General features: G+C 71.5%; 18 protein-coding genes, 2 tRNA genes and 1 pseudogene. 9 read left to right on the top strand and 12 right to left on the bottom strand.

The annotated features are described in order from the left end of the window. Window positions 1–23 precede the first annotated feature (23 nt). The 4 genes from LJB74_RS16990 to LJB74_RS17005 all read left to right on the top strand — a co-directional run bounded on the left by LJB74_RS16990 (window position 24) and on the right by LJB74_RS17005 (window position 5,881). Complete coding sequence (locus tag LJB74_RS16990) at window positions 24–1,010, top strand: carbohydrate ABC transporter permease (protein ID WP_259309645.1); 987 nt, start codon at window positions 24–26, stop codon at window positions 1,008–1,010. Continuing rightward, window positions 1,007–1,825, top strand: a complete 819-nt coding sequence (locus LJB74_RS16995; RefSeq protein WP_259309646.1) for a carbohydrate ABC transporter permease — start codon at window positions 1,007–1,009, stop codon at window positions 1,823–1,825. Before LJB74_RS16990 ends, LJB74_RS16995 begins: the two co-directional genes overlap by 4 nt. A 94-nt stretch (window positions 1,826–1,919) precedes the next feature. Continuing rightward, complete coding sequence (locus LJB74_RS17000) at window positions 1,920–3,917, top strand: TIM-barrel domain-containing protein (protein ID WP_259309647.1); 1,998 nt, start codon at window positions 1,920–1,922, stop codon at window positions 3,915–3,917. Between the two features lie 23 nt (window positions 3,918–3,940). Next, entirely contained in the window at window positions 3,941–5,881 is a 1,941-nt protein-coding gene (locus LJB74_RS17005) for a glycoside hydrolase family 127 protein (protein WP_259309648.1), read from the top strand. A 111-nt stretch (window positions 5,882–5,992) separates the two neighbouring features. On the opposite strand, the gene LJB74_RS17010 is transcribed toward LJB74_RS17005, so the two are convergent. The 4 genes from LJB74_RS17010 to LJB74_RS17025 all read right to left on the bottom strand — a co-directional run bounded on the left by LJB74_RS17010 (window position 5,993) and on the right by LJB74_RS17025 (window position 9,407). Further along, window positions 5,993–7,501 carry an FGGY-family carbohydrate kinase gene (locus LJB74_RS17010; RefSeq protein ID WP_259309649.1) on the bottom strand — a complete coding sequence of 503 codons (1,509 nt, stop codon included), beginning with the start codon at window positions 7,499–7,501 and terminating at the stop codon, window positions 5,993–5,995. Further along, window positions 7,498–8,511 (bottom strand): zinc-binding dehydrogenase, encoded by a 1,014-nt coding sequence (locus tag LJB74_RS17015; protein ID WP_259309650.1) that lies wholly within the window; start codon window positions 8,509–8,511, stop codon window positions 7,498–7,500. Before LJB74_RS17015 ends, LJB74_RS17010 begins: the two co-directional genes overlap by 4 nt. Before the next feature lie 269 nt (window positions 8,512–8,780). After that, window positions 8,781–8,856: transfer RNA gene (locus tag LJB74_RS17020), tRNA-Asn, on the bottom strand. A gap of 23 nt (window positions 8,857–8,879) precedes the next feature. Next, window positions 8,880–9,407 carry a hypothetical protein gene (locus LJB74_RS17025; RefSeq protein ID WP_259309651.1) on the bottom strand — a complete coding sequence of 176 codons (528 nt, stop codon included), beginning with the start codon at window positions 9,405–9,407 and terminating at the stop codon, window positions 8,880–8,882. 110 nt (window positions 9,408–9,517) lie between these two features. On the opposite strand from LJB74_RS17025, the gene LJB74_RS17030 reads away from it, so the two are divergent. Further along, window positions 9,518–9,591: transfer RNA gene (locus tag LJB74_RS17030), tRNA-Ile, on the top strand. A gap of 237 nt (window positions 9,592–9,828) precedes the next feature. Here the strand turns inward: LJB74_RS17030 and LJB74_RS17035 are convergent. After that, window positions 9,829–10,059 (bottom strand): hypothetical protein, encoded by a 231-nt coding sequence (locus LJB74_RS17035; protein WP_259309652.1) that lies wholly within the window; start codon window positions 10,057–10,059, stop codon window positions 9,829–9,831. Here LJB74_RS17035 and LJB74_RS17040 point away from each other — a divergent pair. Together LJB74_RS17040 and LJB74_RS17045 are read left to right on the top strand one after the other, a co-directional pair. Beyond that, on the top strand, window positions 10,058–10,915 hold the full coding sequence (locus LJB74_RS17040; protein ID WP_259309653.1) for a nucleotidyltransferase domain-containing protein: 858 nt from the start codon (window positions 10,058–10,060) through the stop codon (window positions 10,913–10,915). The genes LJB74_RS17035 and LJB74_RS17040 overlap by 2 nt on opposite strands. Window positions 10,916–11,067: 152 nt before the next feature. After that, window positions 11,068–12,279, top strand: a complete 1,212-nt coding sequence (locus LJB74_RS17045) for a L,D-transpeptidase family protein (protein WP_259309654.1) — start codon at window positions 11,068–11,070, stop codon at window positions 12,277–12,279. A 29-nt stretch (window positions 12,280–12,308) separates the two neighbouring features. On the opposite strand, the gene LJB74_RS17050 is transcribed toward LJB74_RS17045, so the two are convergent. From LJB74_RS17050 to LJB74_RS17060, 3 genes are all read right to left on the bottom strand, one after another. Continuing rightward, on the bottom strand, window positions 12,309–12,923 hold the full coding sequence (locus LJB74_RS17050) for a TetR/AcrR family transcriptional regulator (protein ID WP_259309655.1): 615 nt from the start codon (window positions 12,921–12,923) through the stop codon (window positions 12,309–12,311). Window positions 12,924–12,936: 13 nt separating this feature from the next. Beyond that, on the bottom strand, window positions 12,937–14,946 hold the full coding sequence (locus LJB74_RS17055) for a YhgE/Pip domain-containing protein (RefSeq protein ID WP_259309656.1): 2,010 nt from the start codon (window positions 14,944–14,946) through the stop codon (window positions 12,937–12,939). A 116-nt stretch (window positions 14,947–15,062) separates the two neighbouring features. After that, entirely contained in the window at window positions 15,063–15,833 is a 771-nt protein-coding gene (locus LJB74_RS17060) for an ATP-binding cassette domain-containing protein (RefSeq protein ID WP_259309657.1), read from the bottom strand. A 217-nt stretch (window positions 15,834–16,050) separates the two neighbouring features. Between LJB74_RS17060 and def the strand changes: the two genes are divergently transcribed. Next, window positions 16,051–16,536: a peptide deformylase gene (def, locus tag LJB74_RS17065; protein ID WP_259309658.1), complete on the top strand. Its 486-nt coding sequence runs from the start codon at window positions 16,051–16,053 to the stop codon at window positions 16,534–16,536. Window positions 16,537–16,699: 163 nt separating this feature from the next. Beyond that, window positions 16,700–17,200, top strand: a complete 501-nt coding sequence (locus tag LJB74_RS17070; RefSeq protein WP_259309659.1) for a DUF3145 domain-containing protein — start codon at window positions 16,700–16,702, stop codon at window positions 17,198–17,200. A gap of 151 nt (window positions 17,201–17,351) precedes the next feature. Here the strand turns inward: LJB74_RS17070 and LJB74_RS17075 are convergent. The 4 genes and pseudogenes from LJB74_RS17075 to LJB74_RS17090 all read right to left on the bottom strand — a co-directional run bounded on the left by LJB74_RS17075 (window position 17,352) and on the right by LJB74_RS17090 (window position 21,107). Further along, window positions 17,352–18,597, bottom strand: a pseudogene (locus LJB74_RS17075) (beta-ketoacyl-[acyl-carrier-protein] synthase family protein). Window positions 18,598–18,699: 102 nt separating this feature from the next. After that, on the bottom strand, window positions 18,700–18,948 hold the full coding sequence (locus LJB74_RS17080) for an acyl carrier protein (protein WP_259309660.1): 249 nt from the start codon (window positions 18,946–18,948) through the stop codon (window positions 18,700–18,702). A gap of 162 nt (window positions 18,949–19,110) precedes the next feature. Beyond that, entirely contained in the window at window positions 19,111–20,115 is a 1,005-nt protein-coding gene (locus tag LJB74_RS17085) for a beta-ketoacyl-ACP synthase III (protein ID WP_259309661.1), read from the bottom strand. Then, window positions 20,112–21,107, bottom strand: coding sequence for an ACP S-malonyltransferase (locus LJB74_RS17090; RefSeq protein WP_259309662.1), 996 nt, complete (start codon window positions 21,105–21,107; stop codon window positions 20,112–20,114). Before LJB74_RS17090 ends, LJB74_RS17085 begins: the two co-directional genes overlap by 4 nt. Window positions 21,108–21,180 lie beyond the last annotated feature (73 nt).

Consider the following 21,180-nt stretch of genomic DNA (forward strand, 5'->3'; position numbering starts at 1 on the left):
TCGGGAAGGAGCAGGACACCCTCATGAGAGCGACTCAGACACCCGATGTCGGGTCGCCGGGAACGCCCGGGCGGGAGGCGACGATCACGTCGTCTCCCGCCTCGGGAGCACGGCAGGCCGGTCGACGCATCCGTTCCACGCAGTGGGCGGCCCTTGCCTTCGCGGCACCGTTGCTCGTCTACCTGGTGGCGTTCTACGCGTACCCCCTGTACCGCAACTTCGACCTGAGCGTGCACGACTACACGATCCGCGCGTTCGTGCAGGGGAACGCCAGGTTCGTCGGCCTGTCCAACTACGCCGACATCATCTCCTCGTCGACCTTCCTGCCGGCGTTGCGGAACACCGCGCTGTTCACGTTCGTCTCGATCGTGTTCCAGTACGGGATCGGCCTCGGGCTCGCCGTGTTCTTCCGGAACAACTTCCGACTCTCCGGGGTGCTGCGAGGGATGTTCCTCATCCCGTGGCTGCTCCCGCTGATCGTGTCCGCCTCGACATGGTCCTGGATGCTCAACAGCGACAGCGGGATCGTGAACGCGTTCCTGCAGGCTTTCGGCATCGGTCAGATCAACTGGCTCACCTCACCGGGGATGGCGCTGGTCTCGGTCATCATCGCCAACATCTGGCTGGGGATCCCGTTCAACCTCGTGATCCTCTACTCGGGGCTCCAGAACATCTCGCCGGACATCTACGAGGCCGCGTCCCTCGACGGTGCGAGCGGGTGGAAGAGGTTCTGGCACATCACGTTCCCGCTGCTGCGCCCCGTGTCGGCGATCACCCTGCTGCTGGGCCTGATCTACACGCTCAAGGTGGTCGACGTGATCTGGATCATGACGAGGGGCGGACCAGGTGACGTCTCGACAACCCTCGCCATCTGGTCGTATCGCGAGGCATTCGGGACCGGTCAGCCTGCGTTCTCGCCGGCCTCCGCCATCGGCAACCTCCTGATCCTCATCGCCCTCGCCTTCGGGATCCTGTACCTCTATCTCCAGCGTCGACAGGAGGAGTCATGACCGCGCGGCCGAGGGCGTGGAAGACCGCACTCGGGGTGTTCTTCACCGCCGTGATGCTCTTCCCCGTGTACTGGATGGTCAACGTCTCGTTCACGCAGACCAAGGACATGCGGCTGGACCCCCCGCACTGGTTTCCCTGGAACCCGACGTTCGAGGGGTACCAGGCGGTGTTCCACCAGCAGCTGCCTGCGCTGGCGACGAGCCTGCTGATCGGGTTCGGCTCCGTCGTGCTGACGCTCGTCATCGCGGCTCCTGCCGGCTATGCCCTCGCGAAGCTGCGGTTGCGCGGGGCCAGGCCGCTGAACTTCCTCCTCCTCGTCGCGCAGATGATCCCGGCCGTCGTGATGGCCATGGGTTTCTACGCGATCTACCTCCGGCTCGGGTGGCTCGACACGATCGTCGGGCTCATCGTGGCGGACTCCACCGTCGCCGTCCCGTTCGGCGTGCTGCTGTTCACCGCGTTCATGTCGGGTATCCCGGAGGAGCTGATCCAGGCGGCGAAGATCGACGGCGCGAGCACCTGGCGGACGTTCCGCTCGATCGTCCTTCCCGTCAGCCGCAACTCGATCGTCACGGTCTCGCTCTTCGCGTTCCTGTGGGCGTGGTCGGACTTCATCTTCGCCTCGACGCTGGATCGCAACGGCGAGATGATCCCGATCACCCTGGGTATCTACAAGTACATCGGGAACAACACGACCGAGTGGAACTCGATCATGGCGGCGGCCGTCGTCGCTTCGATCCCGGCGTCGATCCTCCTCGTGCTCGCCCAGCGGTACGTCGCAGCCGGTGTCACCGCAGGGGCGATCAAGGACTGAGACCGTAGCGTCCTGCCTCATCCTCCGACGCCGTCTCACGACCCGTCTGCCGAACATCTCTGCCCCGCCCTCATCATGACTGGAGCCCACGAGCATGGTCACGTTCAGCCCGTCCGGATCGGCACTCGAGATCCGGCACCGCCACGAAGTCCTGCGAGTCGAGGCGTGGGGTACGGACAGCGTGCGCGTGCGCGCGGCGCAGCACCGACTTCCGCTCGAGAGCCAGGGTGCTCTCGGTGTCGTGCCTCCGCCGACGGCGCTACCGGTGATGGCGTCCAGCGAGAGCTGGGCGACCTTCGTGAACGGTGAGATGACCGTCGAGGTGGACGTCGACACATCAGCGGCGTATCCCGAGCCGCTGCTCACCTTTCGCAGGACGTCGACCGGCGAGGTGCTGCTCGCGGAGTCCCGCGAGCATTTCTGGATGCCCGGCGCGCGGGTCTACCAGGGGAACAGGTCCGGCGCCTACGAGATCCACCAGCAGTTCGCGGCCTACCCGCACGAGCGGCTGTTCGGGATGGGTCAGCGCACGCACGGACGGCTGGACCTCAAGGGCTTGTCGCTCGACCTCGTCCAGCGCAACGCCGAGGTCAACATCCCGTTCATCCTGTCGAGTCGTGGGTACGGGCTGCTGTGGAACGTCCCGGCGGTCGGACGGGTCGAGTTCGCGGACAACATGACGCGGTGGTCCGCCGGACAGGCACGGGAGATCGACTACTGGGTGACCGCCGCGCCGAACCCGGCGGAGATCCTCGGGCGCTATGCCGACGTGACCGGTCACGTGCCCGACCTCCCGGCGTGGGCGAGCGGGTTCTGGCAGTCGAAGCTGCGCTATCTCGATCAGGAGGAGCTCCTGGGCGTCGCGCGCGAGCACCGTCGCCGCGGGCTGCCGCTGTCCGTCATCGTGGCCGACTACTTCCACTGGTCGGCGATGGGTGACTACCGGTTCGACCCGGCGGAGTGGCCTGACCCGCAGGCGATGGTGGACGAGCTCGCCGGCATGGGGGTCGAGCTCATGGTCTCGATCTGGCCGACGATCTCTCCGCTGTCCGAGCACTTCGCCACCTACCGGGACCGGGGTCTTCTCGTCGGCTCGGACCAGGGCCTCGAGTATCAGCAGACCATTCAGGACAAGGGCATGACGACGCCGATGCCCGTGGCGTTCTACGACCCGACGAACCCCGAGACCCGCACGTTCGTCTGGGACCTCGTCAGCCGCAGCTATGCGGACCTGGGCGTCAAGGTGTTCTGGCTCGATGCGTCGGAGCCCGAGCTGAACCCTGCGCACCCCGGGAACCTGGCGTTGTACGCCGGGCCGGGCGCCGAGGTGGCCAACATCTACCCGCGTGACAACGCCCGTCTCTTCGCGGAGGGGATGGCCAAGGACGGACGCGGCGAGACGGTCCTGCTGTGTCGGTCGGCGTGGGCGGGGTCCCAGAAGTACGGGGCTGCCGTCTGGTCGGGCGACATCCCCGCCACCTGGGACTCGCTCGACCGGCAGATCCGTGCCGGTCTCAGCATCGCGATCTCCGGGATCCCGTGGTGGACCACCGACATCGGAGGCTTCCATGGTGGTGACGCCAGCGACCCGGCGTATCAGGAGCTCATGATCCGCTGGTTCCAGTTCGGCGTGTTCTGCCCACTGTTCCGGCTGCACGGCGACCGTGAGCCGCGGACCCCGACGTCGTATGCGCAGACCGGTGGCCCCAACGAGGTCTGGTCGTTCGGTGAGCGGGCCTACGAGATCATCTCCGGGCTGCTTCACCTGCGTGAGCGACTGCGCCCCTACATCCACGAGCAGATGCGCGTCGCCTCGGAGCACGGGCTTCCGCCCATGCGTCCACTGTTCGTCGACTACCCCGACGACGAGACCGCCTGGGCAATCGACGACGAGTTCCTCTTCGGACCGGACATCCTCGTGGCGCCGATCTCGCGTCCGGGTCAGACCACCCGGCGCGTGTACCTCCCGAGCGGGACGGGCTGGACCGACGCGTGGACGGGAGCCGAGCACGCGGGCGGGAGCTGGGTCGAGGCCGAGGCGCCGCTGGACCGGATCCCCGTGTTCACCCGTGAGGGCTCGAACCTCCCCTGACGGCCTGAGACGGAGACGCGATCATGACGACACACGTGAACAGCGATGCCGGTGCGGCAACAGGGGGCCCGGTGGTCCCGACCCGCGGCGCGTGGCGGCCGCTCGACGTCGCTGCAGTTGCGGTGACTCGGGGGTTCTGGGGAGCGCTCCAGGAGACGAACGCGAGGGCCACGCTCGAGCACTGCGAGAACTGGATGGAACGCGAGGGCTGGCTCGCGAACTTCGACCGGGTCGCGGAGGGGCGGACGGATCTCGTCCGCCGTGGCTGGGAGTTCTCGGACTCCGAGGTGTACAAGCTGCTCGAGGCGCTCGCGTGGGAGTACGGGCGCACAGCCGACCCTCGCCTCGACACCATGATCGAGAGGTTGACGGCGCGCGTCGCTCGCGCGATGGACGACGACGGGTACCTCAACACGTGCTTCGGTCACGCGGGTCAGCCGCCGCGCTACAGCGACCTCGAGTTCGGACACGAGCTCTACTGCACGGGCCACCTGCTCCAGGCGGCGGTGGCACGGGTCCGAACGGTCGGGGAGGACGCCCTGGTGGCGCTCGCCCGTCGCACCGCCGACCACGTGTGCCGCACGTTCGCCCCTGGTGCCCTCGAGCGCATCTGCGGCCACCCGGAGATCGAGCTGGGTCTCGCCGAGCTCGGTCGCGCCCTCCACGTCGACAGGTACGTGGAGCAGGCGGCCGTGTTCGTCGAGCGGCGCGGGACGGGCATCCTCAGGAGCATCCCGCTGGGTCAGGCGTACTTCCAGGACGACGTGCCGGTGCGGGACGCGACCGTCCTGCGAGGGCACGCGGTCCGCGCGCTCTACCTTGCGGCGGCAGCGGTCGACGTGGCCGTCGAGAACGACGATGCGGAGCTGCTCGCTGCTGTCGAACGCCAGTGGGAGACGACGGTGGCACGTCGGACCTACGTGACCGGCGGCATGGGCTCTCGCCACCAGGACGAAGGCTTCGGCGACGACTGGGAGCTGCCACCCGACCGCGCCTACTGCGAGACCTGCGCGGGCGTCGCGTCGGTGATGGTCTCGTGGCGACTCTTCCTGGCGACGGGCGACGTCAGGTACGCCGACCTCATGGAGCGCACCCTCTTCAACGTGGTCGCGACCTCACCCCGGTCGGACGGGCGCGCCTTCTTCTACGCCAACCCCCTTCAGCAGCGGGTGGCCGGGCCGGTCCCGGACGACACGGTGGTCAGCCCGCGCGCGGAGGCGGGCACCCGCGCCGCCTGGTTCGACGTGTCGTGCTGCCCCACCAACGTCGCGCGCACTCTGGCCGCGTGGCAGACCTATGCGGCGGCCGTCGGCGAGCGGGAGCTCGTCGTGCTCCAGTACGCGGGTGGCCGGATCGGCGCGACGCTCGGCTCGGGTACGCGGGTCCTCGTCGAGGTGGAGACGGCCTACCCCGATGACGGCCTCGTGACGTTCCGGATCCTCGAGACCGGTGCCGAGGCATGGGGGCTTCGGATGCGAGTGCCGGACTGGGCGCAGGGTGCGCGTCTCGAGGACGGCTCCGGCTCGCGGACGGTCGAACCGGGCTTCGTCGTGGTGGACCGGCAGTTCACGGTGGGCGACGAGATCCGTCTGCACCTGCCGATGGCACCGCGCACCACGCGCGCGGATGCGCGCATCGATGCTGTGCGCGGCTGCGTCGCGTTCGAGCGCGGTCCGCTGGTGCTCTGCGCGGAGTCAGTCGACCTGCCCGACGGGCGTGACCTGGACGTGTGGTCCGTCGACACGGCGGTCGGCCCGTCGGAGCGGACGGGACAGACCTGGGTGCGGATCGCGAGACGGCCGGACGAGCCGAGCACGCGGTGGCCGTACGGCACGGTACCGGCGCCGGAGTCGGAGTCCGCAGGCGTCGAGGCCGAGTCCGCGGAGATGCGACTCGTCCCGTACCACTCGTGGGCCGAGCGGGGTCCCTCGGCCATGCGGGTGTGGCTCCCGGAGTGGCGCTGATCGGGACCGGGCCGGCCGGCCATCGACCTCTCGTGCCGGACGGGACGCCTCAGGCGGGACAACCCGGAGCGTCCCGTCCGGCTCGTCATGAGGGGCGGGGGAGAGGTCCGGTCAGGACGGGTCGCGCGAGGTCGCGGCGAGGGCTCCGAAGACGTCACGGAGCTGCGGGTAGAGCGTGATGTACACCGTGAAGAGCGCGTCGTAGGCGGAGGCGACGGTCGGGTCGGCAGAGACGTCCCAGCCGGGCGGTTCCGCCGCGGGCGCCGTCGGCGCTGCGGACGACCCGGCCCCGTCGAGATAGGCCTGGCCCAGGATCCCGGCCCCTGCCGCGCTGAGCTCACCGTCGGAGCACACGCGCACCTGCCGGTGGGTGATGTCGCTGAGGATCTGGACCCACAGGGGACTGCGTGCGCCACCCCCGACGAGCCTCAGCGACGTCAGCGGGACGCCTGTGACGTGCTCGAGCCGCTCGAGCTGGAGCCGGAGCTCGAACCCGACGCCTTCGAGGATCGAGCGGTACAGGTGCGCGCGCGTGTGCCGGCCGTGCCAGCCGATCGTCGCGCCACGGGCCAGCGGGTCCCAGTACGGCGTCTGAGCGGCGTTCCAGTACGGGAGGGTCAGCAGGCCTTCGGAGCCGGGCGGGAGGGCCGCCGCAGCGGCCTCCAGCTCGCCGGCCTCGGCCGTCGTGCCGCCGAACTCCTGCCGGCACCAGGTCGCGACGTAGGCGGCGGCGTTGAGCACGGTCTCGAGCGTGAAGGTCCCCGGCGTCACGCCGGCGAGCGTGCGGAAGGCTGGATCGGTCAGGTACGTGGACGACTGCGTGCCGAGCACCATCGACGTCCCGAGGTTGACGTAGGCGACGCCGGGACCGGTCACGCCCAGCGCGAGCCCGGCCGCCTGCCCGTCTCCGATCCCGGCGACGAGCGGCACCGGCCCGGGCAGCCCGATCGACGCCGCGGCCTCGGGCGTGAGCTGGGCGATGAGCTCCCCGGAGGGGACGAGGTCGGGGAGCTGGTCGGCGCGCACCCCGGCGAGCTCGAGCAGCTCGGGGGACCAGGTGAGGGCGTCGAGGTCGAACAGCCCGAGGGTGTCCGCGGAGGCGTGGCTCGTGGCCCAACGACCCGTGAGCTGCTCGGCGAGGTACGCCTGGACATCGCCGATGCGGGCGGCGGTGCGGAGCATCTCGGGCTCGTGACGGGACAGCCACGCGAGCTTGTACAGCGCGGGTGTCGTGTCCGGCGGCTTGCCGGAGACCGCGTGCACCGCGGGTGAGCCGAGCTCGGCGATCTCGGTGTGGGCACGTCCGTCGAGCCACAGGATCGCCGGGCGCAGCGGTGCGCCGGCTGCGTCGACGCACACGAACGTCTCGCGCTGGTGCGTCAGGCACACCGCGCCGACGGTCGCCGAGCCCACGAGTCGGCCGACCACGTCAGCGAGCGCGTCCCGCGTCGCGGTCCACCACTGCGCGGCGTCCTGCTCGTGCCAGGACGCCTGCGGCTGGTCGGTCCGCAGAGGGCGTGACGCCTGCGCGACGGCGGTGCCGGTCTCGTCGTACGCGACGGCCTTGGCGGCGGTCGTGGAGCAGTCGACGGCCAGGACGACCACGGTGCCGGCGCTCATGCGGACGGTGCCACGATCACCTTGAGACCGGTGCGCAGCGCGGCGACCTGGAACGCCTCCTGCGTCTGGTCCAGCGGGAACGTGTAGGTCACGAGGGACCGCACGTCCACGAGCCCGCGGTCCACCAGGCTGATGGTCCGCGGGTACATCTCCTTCATGCGGCGCGAGAGCTTGAGCGTCAGTCCCTTGCGTCGTGCCGTGGATGCGGGGAACGACGTGCGGTCCGTCCCCGGGATGCCGGCGAGGACGACGGTGCCGCCGGGCCGGACGACCTGGACGGCGACGTCGACGGCGTCATCGGTGCCGGCGACCTCGATCACGACGTCGATGCCGCGCCCGGCGGTCGCCGCGTCGACCGTGTCGAGGAGATCGGGGTCGGCCGGGTCGAGGACGACGTCGGCGCCGTGCTCGGCAGCAGCCGCGCGCCGGTGGGGGAGCGGCTCGACGGCGACGACGTGCGACGCCCCCGCCGCGCGGGCGAGCTGCACGACGCACAGGCCGATCGGCCCGCACCCGACGACGGCGACGGTTCCGGCCAGCCGCACGTGCGCGAGGTCCATCGCGTGCAGCGCGACGCCGAGGGGTTCGAGCATCGCGGCGTCGGCGTCGCTGATCGACTCGGGCACCGGGTGCACGAGCTCCGACGGCCAGGCGACGAGCTCACGCAGGCCGCCGTCGTTGTTCCCATGACCGGCGAACGCCACCGTCGGGCACAGGTTCCGGTTGCCCTCGAGGCACTCCCGGCACGTCCCGCACGGACGCGCGGGGTCGACCGCCACCCGGGTGCCCTCCTGCGGGCCCTCGGCGATCACCCCGGCGAACTCGTGGCCGAGGACGAGCGGCTGCGCGAGCACCGCGTCCCCGATCCCGCCCTCGGTGAACCAGTGCAGATCCGACCCGCAGAGGCCGACCGCGGTGACCTTGACGAGGACGTCGCCCTCGGCCGGGACGGGAGGAGACTCCGGTGCGACCCGCACGTCACCGAGACCGTGCAGCCGAGCCGCCCTCATGCGAGGCCCCGAGCGATGCGTGCACGTCTGGTCGGCGTGCTGTGCGCAGGTGACACGGTCGAGGAGCACGAGGGGGCGTGAATGGTGACCACCGAACCGTTCCGTAGCTGTCGAGACGTTGTGCCCCCCAGACTGCCACGGCGCAGGTCAGGTGCGCCGGGACGTCCGGCGCGGCGCGTGCGCGTCGGTGGCGGACGGGTGCCGTCAGGTCCGGTCTGCATCCTCCGGAGACGACGATGGCCCCCTCGAGAGGGGGCCATGCTTCGCGGTGGCTCCCTCGAGTGGACTCGAACCACTAACCGTCCGATTAACAGTCGGATGCTCTGCCAATTGAGCTACGAGGGATCGCGGGGAAAACTCTAGCAGCCTCAAGCGGGTAGTCCGGCCGCCCCCCGGACCCGCCGCTCAGCAGCGTCGACGAGGGCCGCGACGGCCGGATCGGCGAGGTCGGTGGTCCCGTCACCGATCACCTGTGACAGCAGCTCACCGTTCTCGTCGCGCCGCAGGGCGACCTTCACGACGCCACCGGCGGGCAGGCTCACGACCTCGCTGTGGACGACCGACGACTGGACCCTCTCCCGCAGGACCTGGGCGAACCGCAGGCTGTGCTCCGGGTCGGCCAGGGCGAGCGCGAGATCCTCCCCGGAGATCAGGTGCACCGTGAGGACGGCCGCATCCGCGTCCAGGGAGGCGCGATCGACGTCGGCCCACGGATGCCTCACGATCGTCGTGTCCGTCGCCGCAGCGTCGGGTGCCACGTGCAAGGCCGCACGGGAGGCCACGGCCCACGAGTCGTCCGTGAGTCGCGCCGAGGCCAGGACGCGGTCGCCACGGCGAAGGGCGAGCCGCAGGCGTACCGGCTCGGGCAGCGCGGGGTGACGCGAGAAGATCGGCATGGGCCCACGGTAGTTGACCGTGGGCGGCGTCGGTGCCGGGCTTCGAGGGCGCGGTGTCCCGTGGAGGTGCGAGACCTGCGCGGGCGACCGCGAGTACCCTGTGCGACGTCGGGGCAGTAGCTCAGCCGGTCAGAGCAGCGGACTCATAATCCGTCGGTCGTGGGTTCAAGCCCCACCTGCCCCACGATGCCCATGTACGGCTCCGCCTGATGCTGGACGTCTCGGTGTCGGCTGAGGGGTGACGGTGTTCCGGTTGACGCGTGACACCGGTTCCGGCTGATGCGTGGCGGTCCGTTCATGAGTCGGCGCGGAGCTGCTGGGTCTTCTGCGCGACGGTCTCGACCCCGACTCGCCTGTGACGCGTCGGCGTCGCGTGCTCGCGACGCCGCGTCGCGCGGACCGCGCGGCCAGGACGACCGGCCTATCCTCCGTGAATCTCCGGGTGACGCCTGGCCCTGATCCTGGAGTTGCGTCTCGACATCAGGGCTCCGACGACCAGCATGGCGATCACGATCGGCAGGGGTCCGGCATCGACATCCAGCTCATGCGCCGCGACGGCGACGATCATGTACACGCCGGCCCCGAGCGCCCCCATGACAACGGCGAACGTGGCACGATCCATGGCCGGTTCCGGCGCTTGCCCATGAGTCATGACGCCATCCTTCGTGCCGCCCCGAGCAAGAGGGCTCAAGGTTCAGCGTTCGTGTCGTGAGGCTCCGGTAGTGGTCGACAGCACGGTAGAACATCAGAGCGGTTGCGGGCACGAGACCGAGAAGGGCGGCCGCCGAGGCGAGGCTCTCGAGGTGATCGTATGGGCTGGAGTGCTCCGACGTGCCCATGACTTCGTGTCAGCCCGATTCCCCGCGGCGGACGGCGTGGTCCTTGGCGGCAGCAGCGCATCGGGCACCACGACACCCACGAGCGACCTCGACCTTCTCCTGATCGGTCCCGACGAGATGCTCGGCGGACGTGGATCGAGCCTCGCTGCGACGTACGAGCACGAAGGCCAACTGGTCGAGGTCTTCGCCTACACCGCTGACTCCTATCGTGTCTGGGCCGGACGCGAGGTGGCCGAGCACCGCCCGGTGATCCTCGTGATGCTGGCTGAGGGAGTCGTGCTGCGCGAGGCACCGGTCATGGCGGAGCTGCGTCGATGGGCTGCGGAAGTCCTCGCCGCAGGACCGACGCCGGATCGCCACGCGTTGGACGTGCGCCGGTACCGGCTCAGTGCGCTCCTCGACGACCTGACGGATGCGATCGATCCCACCGAGGTCGTGGTGCTCATGTCCGCGGTGTTCGAGGCGCTCGCTGAGCTCCTTCTCCTCGCGCACGGCCGGTGGCTCGGGTCCGGGAAGTGGCTGGTGCGGAGGCTCCACGCCTGGGATCCCGACACCGCGCGAGATCTGGGTGAGGCTCTTGTCGCCGGTGAGAGGGGCGCGCTGGTCGGCCATGCCCGTCGGCTGCTCGAGCCTCTCGGCGGGCCTCTGCAGGCGGGCATGGTGCGCTGACCTCACCGGACGTCGGCCGCCGCTTCGGCGCGTGTCGGGTTCGCCCCGCACCGCGGGCGTCACTGTCGGGTCCGCCACGCCGACGGGATGGCCCGAGGCCCGCGACGGCGTGGACAATGGTCTCGACAGGCGTCGAGGGGGGCACGGCAGCGATGGGACGACAGAACCGACCACGGGGGTTCCGGCTCGCCGTCGGCACCGCGGCCGCGGTGGCCGTCTCCGCCGTTGCTGTCGGCACGGTGATGGCGGCCCACGGGTTCTCGATCGAGTGGCTGGTCGGTGCCGCGGCCACCGGACCAGCCGCGACGGACGCGCCCGCCTCGACGGGGTCGGGTCCGAACGGGGTGCCGGCGCCCCCTACACCGACCGAGGTCCCGCTGCACGTCCTCGGCGTCACGCCGGACGGAACGACGCGACCGAGCGGCATGACGCCGATCGTGGTGCGCTTCGACGAGCCGGTCGCCACCGGTTCCGCCATGCCGCACCTCGAGCCGGCGATCGCCGGCACCTGGACCCGACCCGATCCGACGACGCTGCGCTTCGATCCCGCCGTCCCGCTCGTGCCCGACACGTCGCTGACCCTGACCGTCCCGGGCGGCGCCGACGGCCTCCGAGCGGTCGGCGGCGGCACGCTCGCCGACACCACGACGATCACGTTCCAGGTCGCGGACGGGTCGTTCACCCGGCTCCAGCAGCTCCTCGCCGAGCTTCACTACCTGCCGGTCGACTTCACGCCGACGACGCCCGAGGTGCTCACCGCAGCCGCGCAGGGAGCGGCGGCGTTCGACCCGCCGACCGGAGCGTTCGCCATGCGCTTCGCCGCGACACCGGCGCCCCTGGCCGCGCTGTGGCAGGAGGGCGTCGACACGGCGCTCACCCGGGGTGCGGTGATGGCCTTCGAGAAGGCTCACTCCCTCGCGATCGACGGCATCGCCGGTCCTGCCGTCTGGACGGCGCTGCTGCACGACGCGGTGGACCGGACGATGGATCCGCAGCCCTACAGCTGGGCCTGGACGACGATGACGCGCCCCGAGACGCTGAAGATCTGGGTCGACGGACAGTTCGTGCTCACCTCGCGGGCCAACACCGGGGTCGCGGCCGCGCCGACGCCGACAGGCAGCTGGCCCGTCTACCTGCGGTACCGCACCCAGACGATGACCGGCACCAACCCGGACGGCACGACGTACACGGACCCCGGAGTGCCGTACATCAGCTACTTCACCGGCGGTGACGCGATCCACGGGTTCCCGCGCGCCACGTACGGCTCCCCGCAGAGCGTCGGCTGTGTCGAGCTCCCCGCTGCGGCGGCCGCGCAGGTCTGGACCCTGATCGACTACGGGACGGTCGTCACCGTCACGTCGTGAGCCGACGCCTCGCTGTCGGACGGTCGTCCTCAGTGCGGGAGCAGCCCGGACGTCGTCGCGAGCACCGCGGCCCGCACGTCGGCGAACTCGCGCTCGGGCTGGAAGGCGAGCCACTCGAGACCGGCGACGAGGGTCGCCCCGAAGATCGCCGCACCGACCAGTGCAGAGTCGAGGTCGGGGCGGATCCGACCGACCACCTCGGCGAAGACCCCCATCGAGTCGTCGCGCACGAGCCGGATCGACTCCTGCCAGTGGCGACCGGTGCGGAAGATCTCCGCGGTGATGAGCTTCGCGAAGTCCGGGTGCGTGTGCACCTGGGTCAACAGCTCCGTGACCACGGCGTCGAGCGCGTCACCGCCCTCGAGACCCTCGCCGGCGGCACGGAGGTCGTCGGTGAGTCGCCCGACACCTTCCGTGATGATCGTCTCGAACATCTCGTTCTTCGACCCGAAGATGTAGAAGACGCTCCCCTTGGCGACTCCGGCTGCGGCCGCGATGTCGTCCACCGAGGTGGCGGTGAACCCCTGATCCGCGATCAGGGCCACCGCGGCGGCGATGATCTGCGCGCGGGTGTCGCCCCGACGGCCGCGGGCCGCCACCCGGTCGGGGGTGGCGGCTGCGGCGCGGAGGCGCGGCTCGGTCATGGGCCTCAGCCTGTCAGATCTCGAGCACCGGGTGCAGGCGCTCGAGCGACCACGTGCGCATCCGACCGGCACGCCATGCGGTCACCGCGAGCGAGGCCACGGTGAGTGCCCCGAGGTAGGCGACAGCCGTCCACACTCGCCCGTCCATCCCGCCGGTGATGACCTCGCGGAGCCCGGAGACGGCGTAGCTCATCGGGAGGAGCGGGTGGACGACCCGGAAGAACTCCGGCGTCGTCTCGACGGGGTAGGTGCCACCCGACGACGCGAGCTGCAGCATGAGAAGGGCGAGGATCACGACCTTGCCCGCCGCGGGGCCGAACACGGCGTTCAGCGCCTGCTGGAGCGCGAGGAACGCCGCCGCGATCAGGAGCGTGAAGGCGATGGTCCCGGCGACGCTCGACAGGTGGAGTCCGACGCCGTAGTGGATCACGGCGAGCATGATCGCCACCTGGCCGACGCCGATCGCGAGGGCGGGCAGGTACCCGGCGAGGGTTGTCCGCCATCCCGACGCGGGTGTCGCCAGGGCGCGCGGCGGCACCGGCCGGAGCAGCAGCCAGGTGATGAGTGCACCGACGAACAGTGCCAGCGGGATGAAGAACGGCGCGAAGCCCTCCCCGAACCCTTGCGCCTTGGCGACGTCGGTGGAGGCCAGCTGGACGGGGGAGCTGATGACGTCGGCCCGCTGGGTCTGCTGGCTCGCGGAGTCCTGGGGGATGGCGGTGGCGCCACCGGCCAGCGCGGTCGCGAGGCTCGCTGTGCCGGAGGTGATCTTGGTCGCGCCGTCGGCCACGGCGGTGGCGCCGGTGGCGAGGTCGGCGCTACCGGTGGCGAGCGTGCCCGTGCCGGCGGCGAGTCGCTGGGCTCCGGTCGCGAGGGTCGCAGTGCCGTCGGCGAGCGACCCGGCACCCGCGGCGGCCTTCGCAGTGCCGTCAGCCAGGGACTGGAGCCCGGTGCTGAGCGCGGAGCTGCCGTCGGCGACGGCGTGGGCGCCGGCATCGAGGGTCGTGAGCGAGGACGTCATCGTGGCGAGCTGGTCGGCGGTCGGCAGCGTGCTCTCGGTGGCCTGCAGGCCGTGGAGCAGTGCGACGGCGGTCGTGTCCCCGGCCGCGGCGTGCGCGGCGAGGTAGGTGCCGACCTGCCCGAGGCCCGTGCTGAGGGCGGGGAGCTGGTCGGCGAGTGCCGTGACCTCGTGGGCCGCCTGGTCGACACCGGTGGCCACCTTCGCGGCACCCGCCGTGAGGTCGGACGCCTTGGTCGCAGCGGTCCGTGCGCCGTCGGAGACCGTGGCGGTCCCGGTGGCGAGGTCGGCGGCCCCGGACGCGGCACGCGTGGCCCCCGCGGCGAGTGCGGTGGCGCCGCTGGCGGCGTCGGCGGCCCCGCGGGCGACCGAGGTCGCGCCAGAGGCGACGCTCTGGGCGCCGCTGGACAGGTCGCCGCTGGCGGCGCGGAGCGTCAGGGCGCCGTCGGAGGCGCGGGCGAAGCCGTCGCGTGCGGTGCCGAGGCCGACGAGCACGCGGGACACGGCCTGCTGGCTGACAGTGGCGGAGACGGCGGTCTGCACCTGGGACATCGCCTCCCGCCCGAGCGTGGACGCGAGGAACGAGTTGGCGTCGTTGTAGGTGACCATCAGCTCGGCCGCCGCCGGGTCCGTGCCCGCGGCCGACGCGATCTTCGCCGAGAAGTCGGATGGGATCGTCAGCGCGAAGTAATAGGTGCCGTCGGCCACGCCCTTCGCCGCCGTCGAGGCGTCGGCGACCACCCAGTCAAGGTCCTTCGAGGCGAGCAGCCGGGAGGTGACCTCGGTGCCGGCGGACAGCGTCGTGCCGTCCGTCGTCACGGCCGAGTCGGCGTTGACCAGTGCGACGGGAAGCCGGTCGAGGTTGCCGGTCGGGTCCCAGAAGGCCCAGAGGTACAGCGCGCCGTACAGGAGGGGGATGAGGAGCAGCGAACCGATGGCGACCTTGGGCAGCGTGCCGCGGCGGAAGCGGCGCAGCTCGGTGCCGGTCGAAGTGAGCGAGAGCATGGGGTTCCGTTCAGGGAGGGCGGGCCGTGACGGGGCCACCGCGGCAGCAGGGCCGGGCGGCAGCCGGGTCGGGCGGCGGTGCGAGTGGGTGGCTGTGCGAGCGGGTGGCGGTGCGATCAGGCGGCGGTGAGCGCGTGCGGACCGGTGCTCAGGTGGAGCTGGAGCGGCGACGTCGTCCAGGTCATGGCCGCGGCCTCACCGAGGGAGGACACCGAGGCGATGACGGTGGTGCCGGCGGCCGCGATCGCCTCGAGGCGCGTCCACACGACCTGACGCCGGACGCTGTCGCGCACCTGGTCGACGTCGTCGACCACGAGCAGGTCGGGTCGTTGCGCCATCGCGAGGCAGATGCGCAGGAGCATCACGTCGACCTCGTCGAGGTCCCAGATGAGGCTCGTCGTGCGTGGCAGCGGTCGGTCGCCCCACACCGGGCCGGCCAGGGTCGCGAGCTCCCGCTGCGTCACGCGTGGTGTGCGGCGGTACCACGGGCTGAGCCACGCGAGCCGCTCGCGGACGACGTCGGACACCCGGACCGACTCGTCGAGGTCGTCGATGCCGGCGAACCCGGCGATCGCCGCGCGACGCTGGACCTGGGTGCGGTCGCGTGGAAGGTCGTGCCCGAGCACGCGCAGCCGGGACGTGCGGTCCGGTGCCATCCGGCCGGCGAGCGTGAGCAGGAGGCTCGACCGCCCCGCCCCCTGGGGCCCCTGGACGACGAGCAGGGCGCCCGCCGGGACCTCGACGTCGACCGGGCCGTAGACCAGCCCGCGCTTCCCGTGCAGGCACAGGCCCGTGGCGACGACGGCCGGAGCCGGGCCGGGGGAGGTGCCGGGTGTCGGCAGCGCGGTGTCGTCCGTGGAGAGGTGGGCTGGGGTGGATGTGGACATCGGGACGTGGCCTCGTGGTCTCCGGCGCGGGTGCGAGCTCGCGCCACTTCTAAACTGACTGGTCAGTACAAAAGACTAGATCTGCGCTCGTGCATCCGCAACGCCGACGATGTCGCCTTGCTCACAGCGCGTATCCGGGCCCGATCGCGCGATGTGGTGCCGCGCCGACCGCCGGTCCCGGCACGCCGCGACGGGGTGACGTGGAATCATGGGCGCCATGGCGATTCGAGACATCAGAACGGTCGGCGATCCCGTGCTCCGGACGCCGTGCGAGCCGATCACCACGATCGACGCACGGGTCCGCTCCCTGGTCACGGACCTGGTGGACACGGTCGACATGGAAGGCCGCGCGGGGCTCGCCGCGAACCAGATCGGCGTCGGGCTGCGCGCGTTCTCGTGGAACATCGACGACGAGGTCGGCTACGTGCTCAACCCGACCATCGTCGAGCTGTCCGAGGACTACCAGGACGGTGACGAGGGCTGCCTGTCGGTGCCCGGCCTCTGGTACCCGACCAAGCGTGCCTGGTACGCGCGCGTCGTCGGCATGGACCTGGACGGGAATGAGGTCGTTCTCGAGGGCACCGAGCTGATGGCCCGTGCGCTCCAGCACGAGGTCGATCACCTGGACGGCATGCTCTACCTCGACCGCCTCGAGCGCTCGGTCCGGAAGAAGGCCATGCGGGCGGTCCGCGAACAGCTCTGACCGCCCCGGAGCGCACCCGGGGCGTCCGAACCGGCGGGTGCGCTGGTCGGACGGCACCGTCGTAGTGCATGCTGGTCCCAGCACGCCACGCATACCGTGCCACCCTCCCGTCAGGGATGAGGTCGTTGGGGAAGACGAACCTCGACCCGTCAGGAGGGACAACATGGCTGGTGCCATCACCCGTGGCGTACTTTTCGTGCACTCGGCACCCCGCGCGCTGTGCCCCCACATCGAGTGGGCCGCCGGCGGCGTCCTTGGCGCGCGCCTCAGTCTCGACTGGACCGAGCAGCCGGCGTCCCCGGGGCTGTTCCGGGCCGAGCACTCGTGGCAAGGCCCTCAGGGGACCGGGGCGCGCCTCACCTCGGGCCTGCGCGGGTGGGCGCACCTGCGTTACGAGGTCACCGAGGAGGCCAGCCACGGCGCCGACGGTGCGCGGTGGAGCCACACCCCCGAGCTCGGCATCTTCCACGCCGTCACGGACGTGCACGGCAACGTGATGATCCCGGAGGACCGGATCCGTGCGGCCATCGAGCACGCCGACGACCCGCGAGCGATGCGGGCCGAGCTCGATCTCGCGCTCGGGCAGGCCTGGGACGACGAGCTCGAGCCGTTCCGCTACGCCGGCGCCGGCGCCCCGGTGCGCTGGCTCCACCGGGTGGGCTGAGGCTCAGCGGGAGCACGCACCCGCAGGCGGCGACTCGGGGGAGGCCGCCGCCTGCGTGGTGGGTGGCTCGTGCGGGAGGGACGGGTGCGGTGAGAGACGGGTTCCGGTGCGCGGGTCGACCCTGGGTCGCACCGTCCGGTCCCGCGCGTCGTCAGGCGCTCGCGACCACCAGGGCGACGTTGTGGCCACCGAAACCGAACGAGTTGTTGATCGCGGCGATCTGACCGGTCGGCAGCGGGCGCGGCGTGTCGCGCACGAGGTCGAGCACGAGCTCCGGGTCCGGCTCGGTGACGTTGATCGTCGGCGGTGCACTGCGATCCACGAGCGCGAGCACCGTGAAGATCGTCTCGAGCGCCCCGGCCCCGCCGAGCAGGTGGCCGGTCATCGACTTCGTGGCGGAGAGCGCCACGCGGTCCGCATCGGCGCCGAGGACCTCTCGGACGCCTCGCGCCTCGATGAGGTCACCGACCACCGTCGAGGTCGCGTGCGCGTTCACGTGCACGATGTCCTCGGTGCCGAGCCCGGCGTCGGCGAGCGCGGCGCGCATGGCCGCGACCTGTCCGCGCCCGGAGGGCTCCGGTGAGGTGATGTGGTAGCCGTCCGAGCTCAGGCCCACGCCGACGAGCCGCGCGAGGACGGTCGCCCCGCGTGCAGCCGCGTGGGCGGCGCTCTCGAGGACCACGATGCCGGCGCCCTCGCCGAGGACGAACCCGTCCCGCTGGACGTCGTACGGGCGCGAGGCTCCGGCCGGGTCGTCGTTGCGCGTCGAGAGCGTGCGTGAGGCCGCGAACGCGGCGAGTGGCATCGGGTGGATCGCCGCCTCGGTCCCGCCGGCGATGACGACGTCCGCGCGACCGGTCCGGATCATCTCGCACGCGTACCCGATCGCCTCGGCGCCGGAGGCGCAGGCCGAGACGAGCGCGTGAGCACCGGCACGCGCACCGAACTCGAGCTCGACGTACGCCGCCGGCGAGTTCGGCATGAGCATCGGGACGGTCATCGGCAGGACCCGACGCGCCCCCTTCTCGCGCATGGTGTCCCACGCGTCGAGGGTCGTCCAGATCCCCCCCGATGCCGGAGGACACGACGGCGCCGAGACGCTCGGGGTCCACCTCCGGGCTGCCCGCGTGGGCCCAGGCCTCTCGCGCCGCGATGATCGCGTACTGGGCCGAGGGGTCCATCCGCTTGGTCTCCGGTCGCGGCAGCACGTCCACCGACGGGACCTTGAGCTGGGCCGCGAACGACACGGCGATCCCGTAGGTCTCCGCCCAGTCGTTCGGCAGCGTCCGTGCGCCGGACTCCCCGGCGAGAGCGGCGCGCCACGTGCTCGCCACGTCGCCTCCGAGCGGAGTCGTGGCTCCGAGGCCGGTGATCACTACATCGGGCACGTTGCTCATGACTGCTCCTTGCGGGCGTGGGCGAGGTCAGGGTGCGGCGCGGTCTCGATCGAGACGGCACCGCACCCCCGACCGTCGAGGTACCTGTCGGTGTGGTGCGGGTCAGCCCTGGGCGCCGACGATGAACGAGACGGCGTCACCCACGGTGGCGAGGTTCTTGACCTCGTCGTCGGGGATGCGGACGTCGAACTTCTCCTCCGCGAGAGTGACGATCGTCATCATCGACAGCGAGTCGATGTCGAGGTCGTCGGTGAAGGACTTCTCGGGCAGGACGGAGTCGGCAGGAAGGCCGGTCTCCTCGCTGACGATCTCGACCAGCCCGGCCAGGATCTCCTGCTCGCTGTACGCCATCGTTGTCTCCTTGGTGTCGGTACTACGCGATGTCCCCGCGGTCGGTGCTGCGGGCGGACCGGTCCGGTGACCGGTCCGACGGTGCCATCCGGCGGTGGTGCTGAGTGCCGGCCGGAGTCGATTGTCCTCGATCGCCGGGCTCCGTCCCAGCGGTGGCGCGCCCTACGGGAGGACGACGACCTGTGCGGCGTAGACGAGCCCGGCACCGAAGCCGATCTGCAGCGCGAGCGCACCGCTGGAGACCTGTCCCTCGCGGAGCAGGCGTTCGGTGGCCAGGGGGATCGACGCCGCCGACGTGTTGCCGGTGTCGGCGATGTCCCGGGCGACCACGACGGTGTCCGGGAGCTTGAGCTGCTTGATCATCTGGTCGATGATCCGCATGTTCGCCTGGTGGGGGATGAAGACGTCGATGTCGTCCGGTCCGACCCCGGCGGCCTCCATGGCCTGCTGGGCGATCGGAGCCATCTTGAACACGGCCCACTTGTAGACGCTCGGACCCTCCTGTCGCAGCGTCGGCCAGCCCGCGCCGTGGTCGCGGACGTCGAGCCAGGAGTGCGTCTGCCGGATGGCCTGCGCCTGGGAGCCGTCGGAGCCCCAGATCGTCGGGCCGATGCCCGGGGTGTCCGACGCGCCGATCACCACGGCGCCGCCGCCGTCGCCGAGCAGGAACGAGATCGACCGGTCGGTCGGGTCGACGAACTCGCTCATCTTCTCCGCGCCGATGACGAGCACGTGGCGCGCCGCTCCGGCCCGGACGAGCGCGTCGGCCTGGCCGATCCCGTAGCAGTACCCGGCGCAGGCCGCGGAGATGTCGTAGGCCGCGGCGGGCGTCGCCCCGATCCGGTCGGCGATGATCGCGGCACCCGAGGGTGTCTGGTGGAAGTAGGTGACGGTCGAGAGGATCACGGCGTCGATGTCCGCACCGGTCAACCCGGCGTTCTCGATCGCCGCCCGGGCTGCGCCCTCGGCGAGGTCGAGCACGTCGGTGTCGGCCCCGGCGCGACAACGGGTCACGATGCCGGTCCGCTGCCGGATCCACTCGTCCGACGAGTCGATCGGCCCGACGAGCTCGTCGTTGGTGACGACGAGCTCGCCACGGACACCGCCGAGCCCGAGGATGCGGGTGTGGGCAGGCCCAGTCGCCTGGGTGAGGGTCGGTCGCGTCACGAGTGGGTCTCCTGTGGGCTGGGGTGTCCGCCGGAGATCACGCCGGCGTGTCGGCGGACCAGGTCGCGGGCTGCGTCGAGATCGGACGGGGACTTGACCGCGACCGTCTCCACGCCTGGCAGGGTACGCCGCGCCAGACCGGTCAGCACTCCTGCCGGCGCGAGCTCGATCGCACCGGTGACACCGAGCGCGAGGAGGGTCTCCTGGCAGAGGTCCCAGCGGACCGGTGCGACGACCTGGGCCACGAGGCGCTCGAGGACGCGGGGCCCGCGACCGTGGGCGGTGCCGCCGTCGACGTCGGCGTACGTGCGCCCGTCCGCGTTCGACAGCAGGGTGAGCACCGGGTCCTGCGGTGCCAGCGCGGCGGCGACCGGGGCGAGCCGGTCGGCCGCCGGCTGCATGTAGGCCGTGTGGAAGGCTCCGGCGACCTGCAGCGGGATCACCCGGGCCTTGGCCGGCGGGGCCGCGGCGAGCCGGGCCAGCGCGTCGACGGACCCGGCAGCCACGACCTGGCCGCCGCCGTTGACGTTCGCGGGCACCAGTCCGGCTGCCTCGATCGCCGCCAGCACCTCCGTCGGGTCGCCGCCGACGACGGCACTCATCCCGGTCGGGGTCGTCGCGGCCGCGTCGGCCATGAAGGCAGCGCGTGCGGAGACGAGCGACACGGCCGCGGCGTCGTCGAGGACACCGGCGACCGCCGCCGCGCTGAACTCGCCGACCGAGTGGCCGGCAGTGACGTCGACGACCTCGCGGGCGTCGCGGCCGTCGAGCACCGCAGCGAGGGCGAGGAGCGATGCCGAGACGATCAGCGGCTGCGCGATCGCGGTGTCGCGGATCGTGTCCGCGTCGGAGACCGTGCCGTGCGTCCGCAGGTCCACTCCTGCCGCAGCCGAGAGGCTCGCGAGCCGGTCCTCCGCTCCCGGGAGGTCGAGCCACGGGGTGAGGAACCCGGGGGACTGTGAGCCCTGGCCGGGGCAGAGGATGGCGAGCACCCCACCACTGTGTCGAACTGCGCGACCCGGCCGCGGTCACGACGCGCACCAAGGATCCGGAAAGCGGTTGTCG

The organism is Cellulomonas sp. P24 (genome assembly GCF_024704385.1).
Taxonomy (GTDB): Bacteria; Actinomycetota; Actinomycetes; order Actinomycetales; family Cellulomonadaceae; genus JAJDFX01.

Coding starts and splice junctions, on each gene's coding strand:
- LJB74_RS16990 (WP_259309645.1), top strand. CDS start 24: ATGAGAGCGACTCAGACACCCGATGTCGGGTCGCCGGGAACGCCCGGG.
- LJB74_RS16995 (WP_259309646.1), top strand. CDS start 1,007: ATGACCGCGCGGCCGAGGGCGTGGAAGACCGCACTCGGGGTGTTCTTC.
- LJB74_RS17000 (WP_259309647.1), top strand. CDS start 1,920: ATGGTCACGTTCAGCCCGTCCGGATCGGCACTCGAGATCCGGCACCGC.
- LJB74_RS17005 (WP_259309648.1), top strand. CDS start 3,941: ATGACGACACACGTGAACAGCGATGCCGGTGCGGCAACAGGGGGCCCG.
- LJB74_RS17010 (WP_259309649.1), bottom strand. CDS start 7,501: ATGAGCGCCGGCACCGTGGTCGTCCTGGCCGTCGACTGCTCCACGACC.
- LJB74_RS17015 (WP_259309650.1), bottom strand. CDS start 8,511: ATGAGGGCGGCTCGGCTGCACGGTCTCGGTGACGTGCGGGTCGCACCG.
- LJB74_RS17025 (WP_259309651.1), bottom strand. CDS start 9,407: ATGCCGATCTTCTCGCGTCACCCCGCGCTGCCCGAGCCGGTACGCCTG.
- LJB74_RS17040 (WP_259309653.1), top strand. CDS start 10,058: ATGACGCCATCCTTCGTGCCGCCCCGAGCAAGAGGGCTCAAGGTTCAG.
- LJB74_RS17035 (WP_259309652.1), bottom strand. CDS start 10,059: ATGACTCATGGGCAAGCGCCGGAACCGGCCATGGATCGTGCCACGTTC.
- LJB74_RS17045 (WP_259309654.1), top strand. CDS start 11,068: ATGGGACGACAGAACCGACCACGGGGGTTCCGGCTCGCCGTCGGCACC.
- LJB74_RS17050 (WP_259309655.1), bottom strand. CDS start 12,923: ATGACCGAGCCGCGCCTCCGCGCCGCAGCCGCCACCCCCGACCGGGTG.
- LJB74_RS17055 (WP_259309656.1), bottom strand. CDS start 14,946: ATGCTCTCGCTCACTTCGACCGGCACCGAGCTGCGCCGCTTCCGCCGC.
- LJB74_RS17060 (WP_259309657.1), bottom strand. CDS start 15,833: ATGTCCACATCCACCCCAGCCCACCTCTCCACGGACGACACCGCGCTG.
- def (WP_259309658.1), top strand. CDS start 16,051: ATGGCGATTCGAGACATCAGAACGGTCGGCGATCCCGTGCTCCGGACG.
- LJB74_RS17070 (WP_259309659.1), top strand. CDS start 16,700: ATGGCTGGTGCCATCACCCGTGGCGTACTTTTCGTGCACTCGGCACCC.
- LJB74_RS17080 (WP_259309660.1), bottom strand. CDS start 18,948: ATGGCGTACAGCGAGCAGGAGATCCTGGCCGGGCTGGTCGAGATCGTC.